Origin of the sequence: Psychrosphaera haliotis (assembly GCF_009728465.1) — a bacterium.
GTDB classification, from domain to species: Bacteria; Pseudomonadota; Gammaproteobacteria; order Enterobacterales; family Alteromonadaceae; genus Psychrosphaera; species Psychrosphaera haliotis.
In genome coordinates this window covers 660810-680507 of record NZ_WOCD01000005.1, presented here as the reverse complement: position 1 = coordinate 680507, position 19698 = coordinate 660810, and the positions used below count along the sequence as shown (strand labels likewise).

The 19698-nt window shown below is 40.1% G+C and carries 25 protein-coding genes and 1 pseudogene; 20 read left to right on the top strand and 6 right to left on the bottom strand.

Annotated features, from left to right (window positions below; all coding sequences use genetic code 11):
* The first annotated feature begins 2 nt into the window (after positions 1 to 2).
* The 9 genes and pseudogenes from GNP35_RS13875 (at position 3) to GNP35_RS13835 (ending at position 9003) form a co-directional block, all read left to right on the top strand.
* Positions 3 to 632 (top strand): SCO family protein, encoded by a 630-nt coding sequence (locus GNP35_RS13875; protein WP_155696776.1) that lies wholly within the window; start codon positions 3 to 5, stop codon positions 630 to 632.
* 88 nt (positions 633 to 720) lie between these two features.
* Positions 721 to 984 carry an STAS domain-containing protein gene (locus GNP35_RS13870; protein ID WP_155696775.1) on the top strand — a complete coding sequence of 88 codons (264 nt, stop codon included), beginning with the start codon at positions 721 to 723 and terminating at the stop codon, positions 982 to 984.
* Positions 985 to 1013: 29 nt separating this feature from the next.
* Positions 1014 to 1376 carry a response regulator gene (locus GNP35_RS13865; protein ID WP_155696773.1) on the top strand — a complete coding sequence of 121 codons (363 nt, stop codon included), beginning with the start codon at positions 1014 to 1016 and terminating at the stop codon, positions 1374 to 1376.
* Between the two features lie 27 nt (positions 1377 to 1403).
* A complete protein-coding gene (locus GNP35_RS13860; RefSeq protein WP_155696772.1) occupies positions 1404 to 3632 on the top strand; it encodes a chemotaxis protein CheA in 2229 nt (742 codons plus the stop codon).
* Between the two features lies 1 nt (position 3633).
* The gene (locus GNP35_RS13855) at positions 3634 to 4113 is read left to right on the top strand and encodes a chemotaxis protein CheW (RefSeq protein WP_155696770.1); all 480 of its coding nucleotides are present in this window, start codon (positions 3634 to 3636) and stop codon (positions 4111 to 4113) included.
* Between the two features lie 16 nt (positions 4114 to 4129).
* The gene (locus GNP35_RS13850) at positions 4130 to 6439 is read left to right on the top strand and encodes a methyl-accepting chemotaxis protein (RefSeq protein ID WP_155696768.1); all 2310 of its coding nucleotides are present in this window, start codon (positions 4130 to 4132) and stop codon (positions 6437 to 6439) included.
* Positions 6440 to 6507: 68 nt separating this feature from the next.
* Positions 6508 to 7310: pseudogene (locus tag GNP35_RS13845) on the top strand (CheR family methyltransferase).
* On the top strand, positions 7307 to 7945 hold the full coding sequence (cheD, locus tag GNP35_RS13840; protein WP_155696766.1) for a chemoreceptor glutamine deamidase CheD: 639 nt from the start codon (positions 7307 to 7309) through the stop codon (positions 7943 to 7945). Before GNP35_RS13845 ends, cheD begins: the two are co-directional and overlap by 4 nt.
* A gap of 11 nt (positions 7946 to 7956) precedes the next feature.
* Positions 7957 to 9003, top strand: a complete 1047-nt coding sequence (locus tag GNP35_RS13835; protein ID WP_155696765.1) for a protein-glutamate methylesterase/protein-glutamine glutaminase — start codon at positions 7957 to 7959, stop codon at positions 9001 to 9003.
* Between the two features lie 44 nt (positions 9004 to 9047).
* On the opposite strand, the gene GNP35_RS13830 is transcribed toward GNP35_RS13835, so the two are convergent.
* A complete protein-coding gene (locus tag GNP35_RS13830; protein WP_155696763.1) occupies positions 9048 to 10136 on the bottom strand; it encodes a polysaccharide deacetylase family protein in 1089 nt (362 codons plus the stop codon).
* A gap of 75 nt (positions 10137 to 10211) precedes the next feature.
* Here GNP35_RS13830 and GNP35_RS16130 point away from each other — a divergent pair, with 75 nt between their 5' ends.
* The 5 genes from GNP35_RS16130 to GNP35_RS13810 are packed head-to-tail and all read left to right on the top strand — an operon-like array spanning position 10212 to position 11516.
* Positions 10212 to 10502 carry an MATE family efflux transporter gene (locus GNP35_RS16130; protein ID WP_196492532.1) on the top strand — a complete coding sequence of 97 codons (291 nt, stop codon included), beginning with the start codon at positions 10212 to 10214 and terminating at the stop codon, positions 10500 to 10502.
* Between the two features lie 26 nt (positions 10503 to 10528).
* A complete protein-coding gene (locus GNP35_RS16595) occupies positions 10529 to 10780 on the top strand; it encodes an MATE family efflux transporter (protein WP_155696760.1) in 252 nt (83 codons plus the stop codon).
* Positions 10699 to 11028: an MATE family efflux transporter gene (locus tag GNP35_RS15330; RefSeq protein WP_196492550.1), complete on the top strand. Its 330-nt coding sequence runs from the start codon at positions 10699 to 10701 to the stop codon at positions 11026 to 11028. The genes GNP35_RS16595 and GNP35_RS15330 overlap by 82 nt, the downstream gene beginning before the upstream one ends.
* Complete coding sequence (locus GNP35_RS13815) at positions 10986 to 11252, top strand: MATE family efflux transporter (protein ID WP_155696758.1); 267 nt, start codon at positions 10986 to 10988, stop codon at positions 11250 to 11252. The genes GNP35_RS15330 and GNP35_RS13815 overlap by 43 nt, the downstream gene beginning before the upstream one ends.
* 45 nt (positions 11253 to 11297) lie before the next feature.
* The gene (locus tag GNP35_RS13810; RefSeq protein WP_155696756.1) at positions 11298 to 11516 is read left to right on the top strand and encodes a hypothetical protein; all 219 of its coding nucleotides are present in this window, start codon (positions 11298 to 11300) and stop codon (positions 11514 to 11516) included.
* Positions 11517 to 11546: 30 nt separating this feature from the next.
* Here GNP35_RS13810 and GNP35_RS13805 read toward each other — a convergent pair whose 3' ends face one another.
* Positions 11547 to 11795 carry a hypothetical protein gene (locus tag GNP35_RS13805; RefSeq protein WP_155696755.1) on the bottom strand — a complete coding sequence of 83 codons (249 nt, stop codon included), beginning with the start codon at positions 11793 to 11795 and terminating at the stop codon, positions 11547 to 11549.
* Between the two features lie 14 nt (positions 11796 to 11809).
* Complete coding sequence (locus tag GNP35_RS13800; RefSeq protein ID WP_414153700.1) at positions 11810 to 12340, bottom strand: NifU family protein; 531 nt, start codon at positions 12338 to 12340, stop codon at positions 11810 to 11812.
* A 264-nt stretch (positions 12341 to 12604) separates the two neighbouring features.
* Here GNP35_RS13800 and GNP35_RS16415 point away from each other — a divergent pair, with 264 nt between their 5' ends.
* The 3 genes from GNP35_RS16415 to GNP35_RS16410 all read left to right on the top strand — a co-directional run bounded on the left by GNP35_RS16415 (position 12605) and on the right by GNP35_RS16410 (position 15215).
* Positions 12605 to 12928, top strand: a complete 324-nt coding sequence (locus GNP35_RS16415) for a hypothetical protein (protein ID WP_330997825.1) — start codon at positions 12605 to 12607, stop codon at positions 12926 to 12928.
* Positions 12883 to 14685, top strand: coding sequence for a M14 family metallopeptidase (locus GNP35_RS13795; RefSeq protein WP_330997824.1), 1803 nt, complete (start codon positions 12883 to 12885; stop codon positions 14683 to 14685). The genes GNP35_RS16415 and GNP35_RS13795 overlap by 46 nt, the downstream gene beginning before the upstream one ends.
* Before the next feature lie 68 nt (positions 14686 to 14753).
* The gene (locus tag GNP35_RS16410) at positions 14754 to 15215 is read left to right on the top strand and encodes a hypothetical protein (protein WP_330997823.1); all 462 of its coding nucleotides are present in this window, start codon (positions 14754 to 14756) and stop codon (positions 15213 to 15215) included.
* Here GNP35_RS16410 and GNP35_RS13790 read toward each other — a convergent pair.
* The gene (locus GNP35_RS13790; RefSeq protein ID WP_196492531.1) at positions 15212 to 15730 is read right to left on the bottom strand and encodes a ComF family protein; all 519 of its coding nucleotides are present in this window, start codon (positions 15728 to 15730) and stop codon (positions 15212 to 15214) included. The two genes, GNP35_RS16410 and GNP35_RS13790, sit on opposite strands and share 4 nt — an antisense overlap.
* Before the next feature lie 237 nt (positions 15731 to 15967).
* Here GNP35_RS13790 and bioH point away from each other — a divergent pair, with 237 nt between their 5' ends.
* The 3 genes from bioH to GNP35_RS13775 all read left to right on the top strand — a co-directional run bounded on the left by bioH (position 15968) and on the right by GNP35_RS13775 (position 18229).
* Positions 15968 to 16705 carry a pimeloyl-ACP methyl ester esterase BioH gene (bioH, locus tag GNP35_RS13785; RefSeq protein ID WP_155696751.1) on the top strand — a complete coding sequence of 246 codons (738 nt, stop codon included), beginning with the start codon at positions 15968 to 15970 and terminating at the stop codon, positions 16703 to 16705.
* Between the two features lie 107 nt (positions 16706 to 16812).
* The gene (locus GNP35_RS13780) at positions 16813 to 17094 is read left to right on the top strand and encodes a flagellar basal body rod C-terminal domain-containing protein (RefSeq protein ID WP_155696750.1); all 282 of its coding nucleotides are present in this window, start codon (positions 16813 to 16815) and stop codon (positions 17092 to 17094) included.
* 145 nt (positions 17095 to 17239) lie between these two features.
* A complete protein-coding gene (locus GNP35_RS13775; RefSeq protein WP_155696748.1) occupies positions 17240 to 18229 on the top strand; it encodes a putative metalloprotease CJM1_0395 family protein in 990 nt (329 codons plus the stop codon).
* A 13-nt stretch (positions 18230 to 18242) separates the two neighbouring features.
* On the opposite strand, the gene GNP35_RS13770 is transcribed toward GNP35_RS13775, so the two are convergent.
* Positions 18243 to 19028, bottom strand: a complete 786-nt coding sequence (locus GNP35_RS13770; protein ID WP_155696746.1) for a M48 family metallopeptidase — start codon at positions 19026 to 19028, stop codon at positions 18243 to 18245.
* A gap of 9 nt (positions 19029 to 19037) precedes the next feature.
* A complete protein-coding gene (locus tag GNP35_RS13765; protein ID WP_155696745.1) occupies positions 19038 to 19679 on the bottom strand; it encodes a thiol:disulfide interchange protein DsbA/DsbL in 642 nt (213 codons plus the stop codon).
* Positions 19680 to 19698: the final 19 nt, after the last annotated feature.

Genomic DNA, 19698 nt, shown 5'->3' with positions numbered 1-19698 from the left:
TTATGACAAAAACTCAAACTCTTATCGTTTCAATATTAGCCTGTGTAGCATTTGCTGTGGGTATTTACTCGTCGTTGGATAAAGATGAATCGGTATCGAAAAATACACACTTGTATACACAACCAAGGGAACTTAAAGAGTTTGAATTAATCGATCAGAATGGTGAGCGCTTTTCCAAAAGCAATATGATGGGGCAGTGGAGCGTACTATTTTTGGGGTATTTGTCGTGTCCAGATATTTGCCCTACAACGATGATGAAGTTGAGCCGTCTAATTCCAGACTTAACTCAGGTTCAAGAAAACACTCAAGTACTGTTTTTGTCGGTGGATCCAAAAAGAGACAAAGTTGATAATATTCAGCAATATACAAATTACTTTCACGAATCAATATTAGGCCTTCGAGCGGAACATAAATCCTTATATCCATTTGTTCGAAACCTCGGCCTTATGTACTCCATTCCTCCTGAAGAAGTTTCAGAAGGTTACTTTGTTGATCACAGTGCCTCGGTTGTTCTAATTAACCCGCAGGGACAAATTCACGCCATGTTTAAACCCCATGTAGAGCTTGGCGAAATACCTTCCATTAATCCTGAAGTTCTATTGTCAGACTTTAAAATTATAACTGTGGAATAAAAATCGGTAATAACGGTAAATATCTGGAAATATAGATTTTTCAGACTACGCTAAAGTTAAATGATTTTTATAGAACTCCACAGAGCTGATGAAACTTGCATCAAAATTACACATTAGTGAAGCTGAAGCACTCAGTAAATCTCTAATTGAACTGCTGTCTTCAGAACAAGAAGTCTGTATAGACATTAGTGAAGTTAGTGACGCTGACACCGCTTCGCTTCAAGTATTGTGTTCACTGCAAAAGTCCCTCTCGTTAACCGATAGTGCAATAACTTGGAAAGGAGAAAGTGAATCCTTATCAAACATTGCAAATCAAATCGGGATTAAAGAGTTTCTAAAATTACCTAATTAAATTCAAGTTTGAACATAAAAGGTGACTTTATGAAAAAGATTCTGGCCGTTGATGATTCTGCTTCTATGAGGCAGATGGTTGGCTTCACTCTAAAAAACGCAGGTTATGATGTAACCGAAGCTAAAGATGGTCAAGAAGCACTAGACGTAGCTAGAGACGCTGAATTTGATGTGATCATATCAGACGTAAACATGCCTAATATGGATGGCATTGAGCTCGTTAGGAACTTAAGAACACTACCGCAATTTAAATTCACACCCATATTAATGCTTACCACGGAGTCTGGTACCAACAAAAAAGGTGAAGGCAAAGCGGCGGGGGCAACAGGCTGGATAGTTAAGCCCTTTAATCCAGAGCAGTTGTTGACCGTCATTAAAAAAGTCGCTCGTTAATTCTGCACATTTTTAAATGGGGTTGCTATGAGTATTGATCTCTCACAATTTTACGAAGTCTTCATCGATGAAAGTTTTGAAGGCCTTGAAACTATGGAATCCGAGTTACTTAATTTGTCCCCGGGTGACGTAGACAGTGAAATTATCAATAACATCTTTAGAGCTGCTCATTCTATTAAAGGTGGCAGTGGTACCTTTGGTTTTAATGCGATTGCCAATTTCACTCACGTAATAGAAACGTTATTAGATGAAATTAGAAACGGTGAGCGTGAATTAGCTGCAAATCATGTAGACCTAATGCTCAAAAGTATTGATTGCCTTAGGAATATGCTTAGGTCGATTCAAAATAATGACGAACAAGAGTCACAAGAAGCGAATACGCTTCGTGTTCAATTTGAAGCTATTTTGGAACAGAAGAACACCACTGATGATAGCAATACAAGCAATAGTGACGCGGTAGCTACGCAACCTGAATCCAATGGCGTTGCGAGTAAACAAACAAAAATACAGATTACCAACTTCTTTGAAATTAAGTTTAACCCTGAGTCTCATGTATTTAAGACGGGAAATGAACCTCTATTTATTTTTGAAGATCTAGCGGAGCATGGAGAGCTATCGGTAGAAGCAAATATTAAAGGCATTCCTGAGCTTGATAACTTAGTTGCTGATGATTGTTACTTAGGCTGGACAATCAATTTAGATACCACTAGTGATGAAGAAACCGTAAAAAGTGTATTTGAGTGGGTTGAAGACGACGCTGAAATAGAAATTAAACTAGTTGCCCAGTTTGAAGATGAAATCGAAGTGGAGAGTGAACTTGACGAGATTGAAGCGTCTAAACATGAGCCCTCATTAACGGAATCGTCAACTTCTGTAGATTTGGCTTCAGCGACTCCAGCAACAACTCCAGAGTCTCTACCAACAGATAATTCAAAGCAGAACGATTCAGCAACCAGTGATCCGGTGAAAGCAGAATTTAGACCGGTACAAAAAGCGTCAACAGACAATAAAAAAGAACCAACAAAACAAGAATCAAGCTCAATACGAGTAGGCACAGATAAAGTTGACTCACTTATAAACATGGTAGGCGAACTTGTAATCACGCAAGCGATGTTGAATGAGTTAGGTGAAGATGAGCAGATTGATCACGCAAAATTACTAGCGCTTAGAGAAGGGCTTGCGCAATTGGCTCACAACACCCGTGACTTACAAGAAAATGTTATGCGCATTAGGATGTTACCTATTAGTTTTGTGTTTTCTAGATTTCCTAGACTAGTACGAGATATCTCTCAAAAATTAGACAAAAAAGTTGATTTAGTTTTGAAGGGTGAGGGCACTGAGTTAGATAAAACGGTGATGGAAAAAATATCCGACCCTATGGTGCATTTGATTAGAAACTCGTTAGACCATGGTTTAGAAACCACGCCAGAACGTTTAGCCGCAGGAAAAAGTGAAGCGGGTAAAGTGATTCTTAATGCCTACCATCAAGGCGGTAATATTATTATCGAAATAATAGACGACGGACGTGGCCTTAATACGGAAAAAATCAGGTCAAAAGCAATAGAGAACGGGCTAATTACAGAAGAGTCCGTGTTAAGTAATCAAGAAATCAACGAACTCATTTTCAAACCCGGGTTTTCTACTGCTGATGAAGTTAGTGACATATCTGGTCGCGGAGTAGGCATGGATGTGGTTAAGCGGAATATTAATGCGTTAAATGGCACAGTGGAAGTTGTCTCTGAACCCAATAAAGGGTCCACATTTACAATTAGACTACCTTTAACATTAGCCATATTAGATGGTCAGTTGGTTAAGGTTGGCAACCATATTTATATCATTCCGTTAGTTTCTATTGTTGAGTCATTACAAATAGATATGTCAAAAGTAAATTCTGTAGGCGGTGGTATGGATGTATTGCGATTACGTGATGACTACATCCCTATTTTAAGAATGCATCAGTTGTTCAACCATCCAGAAGCTTGTCAAAAACTTCAAGGTGGGCTTTTAGTTGTAGTGGAAAGTGACAACGAAAAGGTCGGCCTACTAGTTGATGAGTTGTTGGCTCAGCAGCAGTTTGTAATCAAAAGCTTGGAAGAGAACTATAAGAAGGTAGACGGCATATCGGGCGCAACTATTTTAGGTAGTGGCAGCGTATCGCTCATTATCGACATATCCAGTGTAGTTAAAATGGCAGGCTTAAAACGAGCTGGCCATGTAGGTTTAGATTTTGACAAACCTCTATCGGAAGCGGTGTAGCATGAATGAAGTTTTATCAACAAGTCAGCTTGGTAACGACGATAACGTCGATCTGGTTCAGTATTTGACGTTCATGATGGACGACGAAGAGTACGGTATTGAGATCTTATCGGTACAGGAAATTAGAGGTTGGGAATCAATGACGAGCATTCCTAACTCAGAAGAATATGTAAAAGGTGTGATTAATTTGCGAGGAACCGTGGTTCCAGTCGTGGATCTGCGTATTCGCTTTAATCTCAGTAAATTTGATTACAACGAGTTGACGGTCATCATTATTGTAAAAGTGATGATAGACAAAAAAACGAAAATAATGGGCATAGTTGTTGATGCAGTTTCTGATGTTTACAACATCGAAAAACAAAAAGCCAAAAAGGCACCAGACATTGGTGACTCTGAAACAAAAAACTATATTGAAGGCCTCATAAATGTAGGCGACAAAATGGTAGTCCTTTTAGATCTAGAAAAAGTGTTATTAATATAACAAGGCAGGTGATGGTATGGGTTTTTTAAAAAATTTATTGGGTTCTTCTGATTCCACAGATCGACTTGTTCTAGATGCACTAGACAAGTCTCAAGCTGTTATTGAGTTTTATCCAGATGGCACGATTAAAACGGCCAATAATAATTTTTTAAATGTACTTGGATATCGATTAGAAGAAATCCAAGGTCAACATCACAGCATATTTGTAGATCGACGTGACGTAGCCAGTGATGAATATCGAAAATTCTGGCAAGACTTGGCTCGAGGTGAGTTTAAATCTGACGAATTTAAACGAGTAACCAAAAACGGTGAAGACATTTGGATTAGAGCCACGTACAACCCAATAATGGACAGTGAAAATAAGGTTTTTAAGGTTGTTAAATACGCATCTGACATAACAGAGCAAAAGAAAAAAGCGTCTGAATCAAACGGTCAGTTAAACGCTATTAACAAGTCTCAAGCGGTCATTGAATTTGAAATGGACGGTACAATCATTACTGCCAACGCTAACTTTTTATCCACAATGGGCTATTCACTAGAGGAAGTTAAAGGGCGCCATCATAGTATGTTTGCGCCGGATGGAATAGCTGAGACTAGCGAATACAAAGAGTTTTGGGCGAAGTTGAATCGCGGTGAATTTGATTTTGGCGAGTACAAAAGGCTTGGCAAAGGAGGCAAAACCATATGGATTCAAGCAAGTTATAACCCTATTGAGGACTTAGACGGTAACCCAATTAAAGTGGTTAAGTTTGCAACTGATATTACCGAGCAGAAAGAGATGGAAGAAGAGGCTCGACAAGCTGGCAATTTGGCACAGGCACTAACGCTTTGTCAGGCAAATGTCATGATTGCTAATAATGAATTAGAAATTGTTTATATGAACAATGAAGTGACAAAAATGTTCCGTAAACGAGAAAGAGAAATCACAAAAACGCTACCAAACTTTAATGCCGATAAGCTTATTGGCACCTGTGTTGATGACTTCCATAAAGATGCTTCTCATCAACGTAATATGCTAAAAAAACTTTCAGAACCGTATCAAACAAATATAAGAGTTGGGAAATTAACGTTTGAATTATTTGCTTCCCCTTGGGTTGACTCAAACGGTAATCGACTTGGAACGATTGTAGAGTGGGTTGATAAAACCAATGAAATGACTATTCAAAACGAAATTGCAAAAGTTATAGATGCTGCCACTAACGGTGATCTAACGATAAGAATTGCAGAAGATGACAAAGAAGGCTTTTTCAAAGAGTTGTCTATGGGCTTAAACCAAGTCGTTGGTATAGCCGAAGGTGTTATTCAAGATACCGTTAATATTTTTGATGCCTTGGCTCACGGTAATTTAACTCGCCGTATCGATACAGAATATCAAGGCATGTTCGATAAACTGAAACGCGATGCCAACGCTACTGTAGATAAGTTAACAGAAGTGATTGGGCAAATTGATCGCTCCGCTACTACAGTGAGCTCTGGAGCTGAGGAAATTGCACAAGGTAATGCCGATTTAAGCCAAAGAACCGAAGAGCAAGCATCTTCGCTTGAGGAAACGGCATCTAGTATGGAAGAGATGACGGCAACGGTAAGGCAAAACGCTGATAATGCCCAAATGGCCAATGACTTAGCTGAAGAAGCGGCAAGCAAAGCTGAATCTGGCGGCTCGGTTGTAGGTCGAGCTGTAGAAAGTATGGCGGAAATTAATGAGGCTAGTAAGAAGATTGCTGACATCATTGGCGTCATTGATGAAATTGCGTTCCAGACAAACTTATTAGCGTTAAATGCTGCTGTTGAAGCCGCGAGAGCTGGCGAACAAGGCCGTGGTTTTGCGGTTGTTGCCGGTGAAGTAAGAAACCTCGCTCAACGTTCTGCTGCTGCAGCAAAAGAGATAAAAGATTTAATTAGAGATTCTGTTTCAAAAGTTGAAGATGGTACCTCATTGGTAAATCAATCGGGTGAGATGCTTCAAGAAATTGTTAAAGCCGTTAGAAAGGTGAACGACACTATTAGTGATATTAGTGTTGCATCTATCGAGCAAACATCTGGCATAGAGCAAGTTAATAAAGCCGTTTCCCAAATGGATGAGATGACGCAACAAAATGCGGCACTCGTTGAGCAGGCATCAGCAGCTGGCGAGTCAATGTCGGAGCAAGCTCGTTCTATGAGAGAGCTCTTAACCTTCTTCAAAATGTCTGAGTCACAATTAAACGCCGCGCCTCGATTGTCCCAAAGTAATAGCCGTAAGGCGATTGCGCAGCCAGCACGAGCGGAAATTAAGTCTCCGGTTTCGTCGCAGCCTAGTGACGATGAAGAATGGCAGGAGTTTTAGTTTAACCAAATTTGCTTGGAACACGGGTAACAGCAAGGAGTAGGTGATTGGATAACAAAGAGTTTCTAATGACAAGCAAGGACTACAGCTTCATAAGTGAAAGAGTTTATGAAGCCTGTGGCATTGTTTTATCTGAGCAAAAAAAGACATGGTATACGCGCGCATTTCAAGACGACTGAGGAAGCTAGGGTTATCTTCGTTCTCTGAGTATATCTCGTATTTAAACAATAACGAGTCAGTTGAATTTGGTGAGTTTATAAATGCAATTACCACAAACTTAACGTCGTTTTTTAGAGAAACACATCACTTCGATTTTTTGAAGAAAACGGCGGTACCTGAGATATTGAGTCGGCATAAAAGTGATCACCGCGTGCGAATATGGTCGGCAGGCTGCTCACTTGGAATGGAGCCTTACTCAATTGCAATATGCTTAGACAAGCTTATCCCTTCAAACTGGGACTTCAAAATTTTGGCAACAGACCTTGATACCAATGTTTTAGAGTCTGGCAGAGAAGCTATATATGAAGGTGGTCAAGTATCAGGATTGAGTGATGCTCAACTAAAAAAATACTTCCTTAAAGATGGCAGTGCAAAGCGCTATAAGGCCAAGCCTTATCTCAAACAAAACATCAGTTTTAAACAACTTAATCTATTAAAAGAGTGGCCAATAAAAGGGCCATTTGACGTTATATTTTGTCGCAACGTGATTATTTATTTTGATCATGAAACCAAGGTAAAGCTGTTTAACCGTTATGCAAACTTACTGGCTCCGGGCGGGTACTTAATTTTGGGACACTCTGAGTCAATGGGAAGGGAAAATCTTCAGTTTAAAGGGTTAGGGCAAAACGTTTATCAGAAGATAGCGCAATGAGTGCAACGCAGTTCAAAGCGACACTGCCGGGTTTTGAACACATAAAACGTTATGTGGACAATGGTCGGAATATCGTAGTCGCAAAAATTTTACCGGGCGAGTTTTATGTAACAAAAGAAAAAGAAGCCATCGCAACAGTATTAGGATCATGCATTTCAGCCTGTATTTGGGACGAATACGCAGGCCTAGGCGGAATGAACCACTTTATGCTGCCATTAAAGGGGAATAACCATGGTCAAGAAATGTGGAAGTTTCACGATAGTTACAGTTGTCGGTATGGGATCTGGGCGATGGAATGTTTGATAAATGAAATTATAAAACATGGTGGCCATCGCAATAGAATGAAAGTGAAACTGTTTGGTGGTGGCAATATTATTAAAGAGATGCAAACGCCGATAGGGGAACAGAATATTGCCTTTGCTAAGGAGTTTATTCTAAAAGAAGAGTTGCCGTTAGTTGCTTCTGATATGGGTGGGCCTTGGCCACGAAAGGTGCTTTTTTATCCTCAAGAAGGAAAGGGATTGGTTAAACGTTTACAAAGTATGCATAACGATACGATTAAACTTCGTGAAGTTAAATACCGCTCGAAAATAGAAAAACCAGAGCATGAAACGTCCGATATAGAATTGTTCTAAAAGGTAAATCAATGATTAAGGTTGTAATAGTAGATGACTCCAAGCTGATTAGGATGATTCTAAATGAAATAATAAGTGCCGCACCCGATATGCAGGTGGTAGGTGAAGCTGAAGATCCGCTAGAGGCCAGAGATCTCATCAAGTCTTTAAACCCAGACGTTTTAACGCTTGATATAGAAATGCCAAAAATGGATGGCATTACTTTTCTTAAAAACTTAATGCGATTAAGGCCAATGCCCGTTGTAATGTTATCAACACTTACAGCAGAAGGTGCACCAATAACGTTAGAAGCATTGTCGATAGGTGCTGTGGATTTTTTAGAAAAGCCCAAAGTTGATGTTAAAGAAAGTCTTGGTAAGTATGCCGACGTACTAGTGGAGAAAATTAGAGCGGCAGCCGGCGCTCGACTAAGTCAAATCATTCGCTCAAGAAAGAGAGCGCAACAAAGTGATGCAGCCCCAGCAGCGACTGGAGATTTTAAAAAGAACCACTTAATCGCCATTGGTGCATCTACAGGTGGAACAGAAGCTATAAAAGAGGTAGTGATTAACTTACCCGCGAATTTCTGTCCAATTGTTGTGACCCAACATATTCCTCCCGTGTTTAGTAAAACGTACGCAGAACGATTAAATAAAGTTTGTAAAATGACGGTGCATGAAGCAAGTCATGGTCAGGTCATTGAACCTGGGCATATCTATATTGCGCCAGGTGATAAGCATTTAACGGTATTAAAAAGGGGCAGTAAGTTGTTATGTCAGCTGGATGACTCTGAACCAGTAAATAGACACAAACCTGCAGTCGATGTGTTATTTGATTCCATCGCAAAGTACATGGGCAAATATAGCTCGGGAGTGATTTTAACGGGAATGGGCGCTGACGGCGCTAAGGGTTTGTTAAGGCTCAAAGAGTCAGGTGCATATACCATTACTCAAGATGAGAACTCCAGTGTGGTTTACGGCATGCCAAGAGCGGCAAAAGAGCTAGGTGCTGGAAATGAGGAGTTACCGTTGGATAAGATCGCTAAACGCCTAATGGAGTTAGCGACCCGTTCGATATAGCTTTAAACAAATATAATTTTAAGTGAATATCGCATGGTTAGAGACTATTCACTTTCCTCATTTAACTCACTTGATAAGTCATCAGGCAATGTAATCCAAAGCTTACTGGTCCAATAAAAGCGGCCACTATTTTTAATAGATGGTGCCGTACAGTTATATTTGACGCGTCCTGTTTGAAGAGATTTAGGCGCTGCAATTTCAAATTCGAGATCGGAAATCCAAGTTGGTTTTACCGGACCTGATTGACCCGTGATAAAACAGGCTAACTGACTTTGGTAAAAGTCTTTTCCTTTAAGTTTAACTCTCCATAGAGGTCCTTGCTCAGTGTCTATTTTTTCAATGTTGCGAACTAAAGTTTCTGTTGGAGACTGGTTCTCAAAATCAAACGCTAAGCTTTTAATTTTGTTTTTTAGTGTTTTTGGATTGGCGTAAATGCCATTAGCAGGAAAACGAGTCAATGCTAAAAGGTCGCTAGTTTCATTAATAGCACCCGAGTGTTGAGCAAAACCCACAAACCCATTTTTGCCCAGGATAGCTTTAATATTGTCAGAATACTCACCAAACGGATAAGCGACCATTTTGTGATTTTGTCCTAACTGCTCTTTAATCATTTCTTCTGCGACTAGTATATTCGTTTCAATTTGTTTGTTGGTCAGTCCACCTTGCACTAAGTTTTCATGCTCCAAGGTGTGATTCATTATGTCACCGCCATGTTCCGTTAAGGTTTTAAGCTGTGACCAATCCATATATAGTTTGCTTGGCTTGACCATTAGCGGATTTACAAACACAGTAAAAGGCCAGTTTTTTTCTTTGAGCATAGGGAAGGCCGTGTCATAAACATTTCTAAAGCCATCATCAAAGGTAATTGCAATCCAATTTGGGTTAACCGGCTTATTGGCCTTTATGGCATCCACAATTTGAGTTAATGGCACAACTTCTAGGCCTAGTTCTTCAATCATGGCTAAATGCACAGCAAACTGTTGCGGAGAGACACTAGTAGATTTTGGGGTAGTTTCGCTAACATGGTGGTAAAGTACTACCGTTGCGGCGGAAACAGATTGATGCCATAACAAGCTAGTCATCGTCGTTAACATCAATAAAACACTAATAGGCTTAAGTAATAATCTAATCATATGTTATCTCTATTCCAATCCTCTGCGTGGTCAGGTACCCGCATCAATTTAAAAATTTGGCATTTAGCCTGGCCTATGATTCTAGCAAACATTAGCATTCCTATGTTGGGATTTGTTGATACTGCGGTTATTGGGCATTTACCCGATAGCCAATTTCTTGCTGGTACAGCGTTAGCTGGTTTGTTTATTTCGGTAATATTTTGGTTGTTGGGCTTCCTCAGAATGTCTACAACTGGCCTAGTGGCTAAAGCTAGAGGTGAAAAATCGGCAACTTCAGCAATATTGCACTTGTATCAAGGGTTGCTTTTAAGCGTAATCTTAGCGAGCTTTATTCTGCTATTTCAATCACCACTCTTCTCTCTTTAACTTTTGTATCTAGCGATGACCTTGCCATGCAAGCGACCTATGCATCGGCAAAAACCTATTTTGATATCCGTATTTGGGCCGCCCCTTTTGTATTGGCGAATATGGCCTTGTCTGGTTTTTTGATTGGCTCGGGCAAAACCAAATGGGTGCTTAGAGCCTTAATCGTTTGTAATGTAGTGAATTATTTGCTGACATTTTGTTTGTGCCTGTTTTGTCTTTTGGCGTTGCTGGCGTTGCGTTTGCCTCAGTGCTTGCTGAAATTGTTCAGTTTGGCATGATGATTTACTTAATTCGACCAGAGTTAAATAAGGTAGCGGTGTCCTTACAGTCAGTATTAACAGGCTGGATAGCGTTACTAAGAATGAACGGCAATTTGTTTATACGAAGCGCTGTATTGCAACTTTGTTTGTCGTTCATGACTATTTACGCGACGCAGTTTGGCAGCCAAACGGTGGCTATTAATTCCTTAATTATGCAGTTTTCTTGTTTATCTCTTTTTCATTGGATGGCGTTGCCTTTGCGTTAGAGTCATTAGTGGGCAATTGTGTAGGTCAAAAAAAGCAACGTAGACTTCGATTGTACATTACTCAAGGGATCAAAATGGGGCTAGCCTTCGCACTCGGTTATGCTGCATTTTATGTATTAACAGTTGATGCCATTGTTTGGCTTTTAACGGATATTGAGTCACTGAAGAGCGGAATTACTGGTTACTATATTTGGATTTATCTACTGCCATTAAGGGTTTTTTAAAGCTATATTTGATGGGATATTTGTTGGCTTAGGTTGGGATAAAGCATGAGGAACAGTATGATTGTCGCCGCTTTGTGTTTCTTTTCTATTATTTTACTGTCAAACGCGTTAACTGATTCGTTAAGCAATGCCTTCAACTACACCTACGCCTTCAAAATCATATTTATGGGCTGCATTTACAATATTCATGTTGGCAAGGGGCTTGTCGCAGTGGTTTATTTACGAATGAAATTTAAGTCTGAGATAACAACTAAGTTAGCTTAAGCATTTTCTAAATGCTTAAATTTTCTTTGTTTAATTGTGCTGATGACGAAAGAACGCCAATCGATTAGCAACAATACCTAGGTAGCCTTTAAGTGTGACCAGAACACCAGCAACATTATCGCAACAGCGGGGATTTGCCACCAATCCAACGTTTGCACCTAAGTAAAGACCGAACCACCCAATACAAAAAGACATAGTCCAATAATAAAAAGCGAACACTGCGCTTTGGGTTTCGCCCCATCGCACTAATGTCCGCTGTAATTTATCTGGCTTTGCCATGCTCAACAATCAACTTAGTAGTAAGAGTGCTCACCAGCTTGGTGTTCAGTGACGTCTTTAACGCCAGTCACTTCGCCGTCAAACTGTTGTAGCATTTGAGTTTCAATACCATCTTTTAGTGTCACATCTACCATAGAACAGCCGTTACAACCGCCGCCAAATTGAAGAACAACGATACCGTCTTCCGTCAATTCAACTAAGTTTACGTGACCACCGTGGCTCGCTAACCCTGGATTAACTTCAGACTCAATGAAGTATTGAATTCTAGCTTTAAGCGGAGCATCTGATGACACTTTACGTGCTTTTGCATTCGGCGCTTTCAGCGTATATTGTGAACCCATTTGATCGGTAACAAAATCAATCTCAGCGTCTTCTAAATACGGCTGACTTTCTTCATCTACAGCAGCTTCAAAGCCTTCATAAGAAAGGATTTTGTCTTCTGGCTCTAGTGAATCTTCTGGGAGTAAGATACGCCACATCAGCACTGCTAGACCGGCGTTTACTACAAAAACTCTAATTCTAGTGTTTGGTGCTTGCGTGTCCAACAGCTTTACAAGTGCTGTTGCGCTGATTCTGAAATATTGATCATAATAATATCTGACTAATTACTCGGTTATTTGCAATGATACGTCTATCGCTTATTTACTGCAACCTTGACGCCTTTTAGTTATCTATATGTTTGGGCAATTTTTAACAAATAAACCCCTGTTTACAGTTATTCAACGACTAACTTTTAGTCAGACTTGTTGTTTCATATAGTTACTTGTTATCTTTAACTTAATTAATAATAAAAGATGGCTACTGATACCATGAATAAACTTATCTCAACAGTAAAAACAGCCTTTTTACTGCTTTTAGCATTGTCATTTACAGCGGCGGCAAAAACACCGCTTCATAATGAATTATCGTTTTACTTGCCTGCTGAAAATTACAATCAAGCTATCCCAACTCCAGAGTCTGTATTGGGCTACCAAGTGGGTGAATGGCACGTAAGGCATGACCAGCTGGTGGCTTATTATAAAGCGCTAGCCGCGGCCAGTGACCGAGTAGAAGTGAAAACCATTGGTTATTCACACAGCAACGAGAGTTGTTGCATGTCACTATTACTAATCCAAATCGTGTTAGTTCGTTAGAAAACCTTAAAAAGCAGCGCTCTGAGTATTTTAATGAAAATAAGAAAAACAACTCAAATAGCAAATCAGCGCCGCTCATTGTAAACCTAAATTACAGCGTGCACGGTGATGAATCATCGGGTAGCAATGCCTCAATGTTGGTGGCGTATTATTTAGCGGCCTCAAACAGCGCGATGGTTAATCAGTACTTAGATGAAATGGTGATTATTATTGACCCAAGCCTAAATCCTGATGGTTTGAGTCGTTTTGCGCTTTGGGCCAATCAGCACAAAGGCAAAAACATTAACAAAGACCCAAATAACCGTGAACATAATCAAGGTTGGATTCGTGGTCGCGTAAATCAGTATTGGTTTGACTTAAACCGTGATTGGTTATTGCTACAACATCCAGAGTCGCAAGCGCGAATTGCTGAATACCAACAATGGCGTCCGCATGTATTAACGGATCACCATGAAATGGGCACAAACAGCTCGTTCTTTTTTCAGCCAGGTATTCCTTCGCGAAAAAATCCACTAACGCCAGATAAAAACGTCGCGCTGACTAAACAGTTAGCCACGTATCATGCAAAAGCCTTTGATGAAGCAAACAAGCTTTATTTTACTGAAGAAGCTTTTGATGACTTTTATGCAGGTAAAGGTTCAACGTATCCTGATTTGCACGGCAGTATTGGTATTTTGTTTGAGCAAGCCTCTAGTCGCGGCCACATTCAAGAATCGATTAACGGTGATTTAGATTTCCCTACCACTATTAAACATCAAGTAATGTCTTCGTTTTCAACGTTAGAAGGCAGCCTGAAAAGTAGTGATGACTTAAAAAGCTTCCAAGACGAATTTAAATCGAGTGTTAAAAGCTTAGTAAAAAAAGCCGATTTTGATGGTTATTTATTAACTGAGAAAAACGACAAAACAAGACTTAACAAACTGTTAGCGCTTTTATCTAAACATAATATTAAATCTTACGCGTTAAACTCTGATACTAAAGTGAACGGTAAAAAGGTAATTGCATCAAATTCTGTTTACGTGCCTTTAAATCAACCACAAGTCAGACTAATTCAATCAATATTCTCAACTCAAACATCGTTTAACGACAATACTTTTTACGATGTATCGAGCTGGAATTTAGCGTACGCGTTTAATATTCAATTTGAAAAAGTAGAGTCTGCAAGAAAGTTAAAGCTGTCAAACACACCTTGGCAGTTACCGCAAAATACAGCCGCTAAACTTGATATGAACTCAGCATATAGCATTGCTATCGATTGGCATGACTTTAACGCGCCAGCACTTATTTATGAGCTATTAAACAACGGAATTAAAGTAAGAGCTGCGCTTAAACCATTTAATGCAAACACCATTGCTAGCATTAACTCAAATACAACAAGTGGTCAAAGCGCGAAGGCATTTGCGGCAGGCACAATGTTAATTAATGCAGGTTTGCAACAAGAAGGTTGGCAAAACAAGGTCAACAAAGCGTTGAGCAAATACCCGGTTAGCGTATCTACAATCAAGAGTGGCTTAACATCTACGGGCATTGATTTAGGTAGCCGATTGATGATGCCTGTTACCTTGCCAAAAGTTCTAATGGTGGGCGGCATAGGTGCAAATCTATATGAAGTGGGCGAAGCTTGGTACATGCTAGATAGTCATGTTGGCTTTTCTCCAACCATCATAAATAAAAGCAGCTTAGGTTATGTAAACCTATCGGATTACACGCACGTTGTATTAACGGACGGCAGCTACTCTAAAAAGATGAATCATTAGCTGATGATTTAAAAGAGTTTGCTAGGCAAGGCGGTACAGTTTGGGGACAAAAACGTGCTGCGTTATGGTTGGCCAAAGAAGGGCTGTTAAAAGTAGACACTATTGCTCAAAGCGAAATGTATAAGCGTTTTAATTCGGACGATTTAAAGTTTGGCGATAAAGAAGCACTAGGCGGTAAGCAACGTGTAGCTGGTGCTTTCTTTGAAGCAAAGCTTGATTTATCGCACCCGCTGGCCTTTGGTTTAACAAACAATACTATTGCGCTATTTAAAAACCGCACAGACTTATTGTTAACACCAAAAGTACCTTTTAGCTCAGTAGCAACTTATACCGACAAGCCTTTAATGGCTGGTTATGCCGACAATACCAATGTAGAAAAAATTGCCGGAGCGACTGGACTAGTAGCGCAAAGAATGGGCCGAGGAGTGGTCATCGGAATGACGGATAACCCTAACTTTAGAGCAATAATGTACGGCTCAAATCGTTTATTTGTTAATAGTTTATTTATGGCCCCTGCGGTTCGTTATTAAATAAACAAACGTGTTGCGCCACAGGCAATATAAACGTCGGTGGCGCCCGCGTTCTTTAAGGCAAGGGTAGCAGCTTTTATGCTCGCGCCCGTCGTCAAAACATCGTCTATCAATAATACTTTTTTATCTAAAATTGGCTCTATGGCAATAAACGCATTGGCAATATTGGTTAAGCGTTTTTCTCTATTACTAGCCGACTGTGCTCTCGTATATTTATGTCGAACTAAACCTGTATATACAGGAATTTCAATCTCCTTTAAAAAGGCAGACATGATAAGCACAGACTGATTGTACCCGCGAGAAACCCACCTTAACGGATGAAGTGGAAGGGCACATACAAGATCGATTTCAGGCCAATTTTGTTGCTCAACTTGGCGTGCTAAAAGGTATCCAATTAACCGACTAGCTTGCAGCTCCTGTGAAAATTTAAGCTGGCTAAGCCACATTGATAATGGCCAGCTATAGTCTCCAATGGTGGCAATGCCATCAACATTATCACAAACAAGCTGAGCCATTATTTCAGTTTGAGTTAAGTCCAACCCGTTGGGTAAAAAGCGCAAATCATTAAAACAAACCCTGCATAATGTTGGCACCCGATGCCTTCGGGTTTGTTTTATTTTTTCATTACATAAACAGCAGGGTGCAACACTTTGAATGAAGGGAATAATCCAAGTAAACTTCGTCAATAATTGATCAATAACGGTTCGCCTTTGGGTCGATAATTTTAAATAGAATATAGGTATAAGTGACTTATGAATGATGCGCCAATAATCCTGATCCATGGATGGGGAATGAATAAACAAATTTGGAACGGTGTATTAGACTCACTTAGCCCTGAGCTATTAGACAGAGTGACCGTCGTGGATATGCCCGGCTATGGCAACAACACCGAAACACTTGAACGTTATGATATCGACGAACTTGCGGGTTGGTTAAAATCTATAGTTAAACAGCCAAGTCATATTGTTGGTTGGTCGTTAGGCGGTTTGTTAGCAATCAAATTTGCTCAGCAATACCCAGATTTAACGGTAGGCGTTGGTTTAGTTGCAAGTACACCTAAGTTTATGGAAGAAGGCGACTGGCTTGGTATAAAGCCGAATGTATTGGCGATGTTTTCAAAGCAACTGCTGGTTGATCATAAAGACACGGTAAAGCGCTTTTTAAAGATACAGGCGTTAGGTAGCGAGTCGATGCGAGCAGATTTAAAACAAATTCAAGAGTGGGTATTTTCTGTGCCTGACCCAAAAATTGAAGCTTTAGATGCCGGTTTAACAATGCTTCAAAATGTTGACTTGAGAGAAGAGTTTTCCTCATTAACTGTACCTGTGAATGCTCTTTTAGGTCGCCTAGACTCTTTGGTGCCCAATAGTGTTGAGCACAAACTAATAGACTTGTTACCAGGCGCAAAAATAACGGTAATGCCTGGCGTATCACATGCCCCATTTATTTCGAAAAAAGAGCAATTTATTAAGTGGTTACAAATTCTGTAATGAAATAGGTCTATTAACCATATTTTATATAGCAAATAATCACTTTAAAAAATGCCTAAAGTGGTTAATAATTGTACTTCGAGTAGAAGTTTAATTCAGAGGTGTTCATGGAACTAAAATCTATTCCAAGTGCGATACAGTCGGGCTTAAATGGTTATCAAACCGCTGAACGAGGTTTAGCGCAAGCTGCAGACAATATTAGTAAACTAAATCTTGATGCTAATACCGCGGCCAAAGGGGCGACAGAGGCTGTACAGCAAGCCCCGCAGGTCAGTTTAACTACTGAAGCTGTTAATTTAGTGGTAAATGAGCATTTAGCGAAAGCAAATAGTAAAGTGATTCAAACAGCGGATGAAGTTGTTGGCACACTTATCGATACCAAGGTATAGATTCTGAGGTATATTCCAAGGTATAGGTACTAAGGCGTATTCTAAGACGTAAATACCAAGGTATCGTACAAACTTTTGCCCAGACTTAACTTTGACACGTTTTAGTCTTTTACATTAAGTAACTTTGAAAAGGTAACACTAGTTAATGTCATTAAATATTCCTCCGCATATTCCACAAGTTGTTGTGAATGCATCAGTACCTTCTACTGAAGCGTTAGTGCGTAGTAATGCCATTAAGGAAGTGGTTCCAGCCGCGGTTAAAGTGGAGGCAAATGTCCCACAAAAATCGAGAGATCAAGAAGCTCGTTCACCAATTACCGAAGATGTAACTTATGAGCGAATTTCACCTCAAAGTAATAAGGTTATTCCTGACGACCCACAAGGTGGCGAACAGGGCAATCAAAACCAAGAGTCTAATGGCACACCGTCAGATCAAGAACAGCCGGACAACGCAGCTAGTGATGACCCTTCAGACATTACAAATGCTGTTAAAGGTGAAAGCAGCGATGAATCGGCACAAAGTGACGAGTCAAAAAAGGCTGATGAACAACAACGTCAGCAAGAACTAAGCGAAATTCAGCAATTATCAGCTCGAGACATGGAAGTGCGAAATCATGAACTAGCGCACGCCGCTGTTGGTGGTAGTTATGCTGGTGCTCCAAGTTATGAATATCAAACTGGGCCAGACGGTAAAAAGTATGCTGTAGGTGGTGAAGTTTCAATTGACGTGTCTAAAGGCGCAACGCCACAAGAAACAATAGAAAAAATGCAAACGGTTAAAGCCGCAGCGTTAGCTCCAGCAGAACCTTCTTCGCAAGATAGAAAGGTAGCGGCGGAAGCAAGTCAAAACATCGCAGAAGCACGTGTAGAGCTCGTAAGGGAGTCTGAGCAGAAGAGGCAAGACGCAGCAGCGTCAGTAAAAAGTTCATTTGATCAAGCGGTAGATGATGGCGCAACTTCACCAACCGGTTCGCAAAGCGGTACAGAAAACAATTCATCAAACAGCTCACAAAGCTATTCGTCAAACGTTGAGAGCGCTCAACTTCAAAAAGCCTCAAGCGTCATAGCACAACGTTACAATACAAGTTACGTAGAAGAAACGGACCCATCTAGTCAGTTCACTGCAGTAGCATAAGTATTAGAGCATGTTACTTAGGCGTTGGTAAATACACTTCATCATGGTGTGCTTTTAACCAGTTTTTGGTTTGGCCACACTCATCACAGAACTCTGCATTTAACTGCCAAAACTGCTTACTATGATTCATGTGTTTACGGTGACACAACTCATGAATTATCACGCATTCAATAGCCGACTCAGGGGCAGCCATAAGCAGCGGATTAAGAATTATTTTACCGTTGTTATAACAACATCCCCATCGCCATTGATAAAACTTAAACTCAAGAGCAGTGCTGGAGAGACTCGTTTTTTCTTCACACAGCTTTAATAGTGTCGGCAGATATTGTTTTGCCTTGTTGAGGTAAAACTGATGAAGCTGTTGCCTAACTTGAATGTCTCGATTTTTCACACGACCAGAAAGACTGATCATTAATGTGTTTTGGTCAGGGAGATAGTGCCAGGAAGTTTGGTGTGTTTTCACGACTTTTAGTTCTAGCGGTTTTCCCATAAACCAAATAGGCTCGCCGTTTTTGTACTCACGTATGAAAGATGGTTTTGTTGCTGCAATGGTTAATCGATCTTTTAGCCAATGCTGTTGTTGGTTTAGGAAGGTTTCTACTAATTCTTGAGTGCATAGCGGAGGGGCTTTTACGACTACTTCGCCCTGGTGAATTTCAATAGCTAAACGTTTACGTCGTTGATGCACTTTAACTGTATAAGGCAAGGGCGCCTCAACGCTAGTTAAAGAGATAAAAAAAGCACCAGGCTTTACAGTATGTTTAGCTGTTCGCCATGGTGCTAGTAATTCACTAATCAATGAAAATAATTACTTTTTCTTAACTAGCTCAAGTGCGGCACTTTCTATTTGATCAAATAGCTCACCATAAGTACGTGCATTAAAGCCTTTGCTAAGGATTTTGTATTTGCCATTAACAACAAACGTTGGAACGCCCGTTAAAATGCGTTTACTTGCATATTCATCTTGTAGCTTTTTCATGTTTTTAGCTTGTGCCTTCACGCCAAAGCTATTAAACGTTTTTTCGAAGTCTTCGCCACTTACACCGTTCGCGATGAATATTTGGCGCACGTCTTTTTCACTTGTGAATACAGAGCGGTTTTTATGAATGTATTGGAATATCGCATCGCTTATTTCTGGTTTGTTTAATCTGTCTCCCGCCACCAATGCTTTAGTTAGCATAAACTGGATGTCTGGCCCCGCAGCTCTTAAAAAATCGACGTGGCTTTTTTCAAACTTGAAATTTGCGTTATCTGCTTTCGCTGACAGACGTTTTGCTAAAGGTTCATAAGTGAAACAATGCGGACAGTAATACGAAAAGAACTCTTTAATTTCTGGTGTTGACGTTGCTTTTTCACTAATAACTTCATAATGAACGCCTTCTTTTAATGTTTCCGCAGAAACAGAAAGACTTAATAGGCACACAGCCAATAGACTTAATAACTTCTTCATTCAATACTACCCTTAAAAA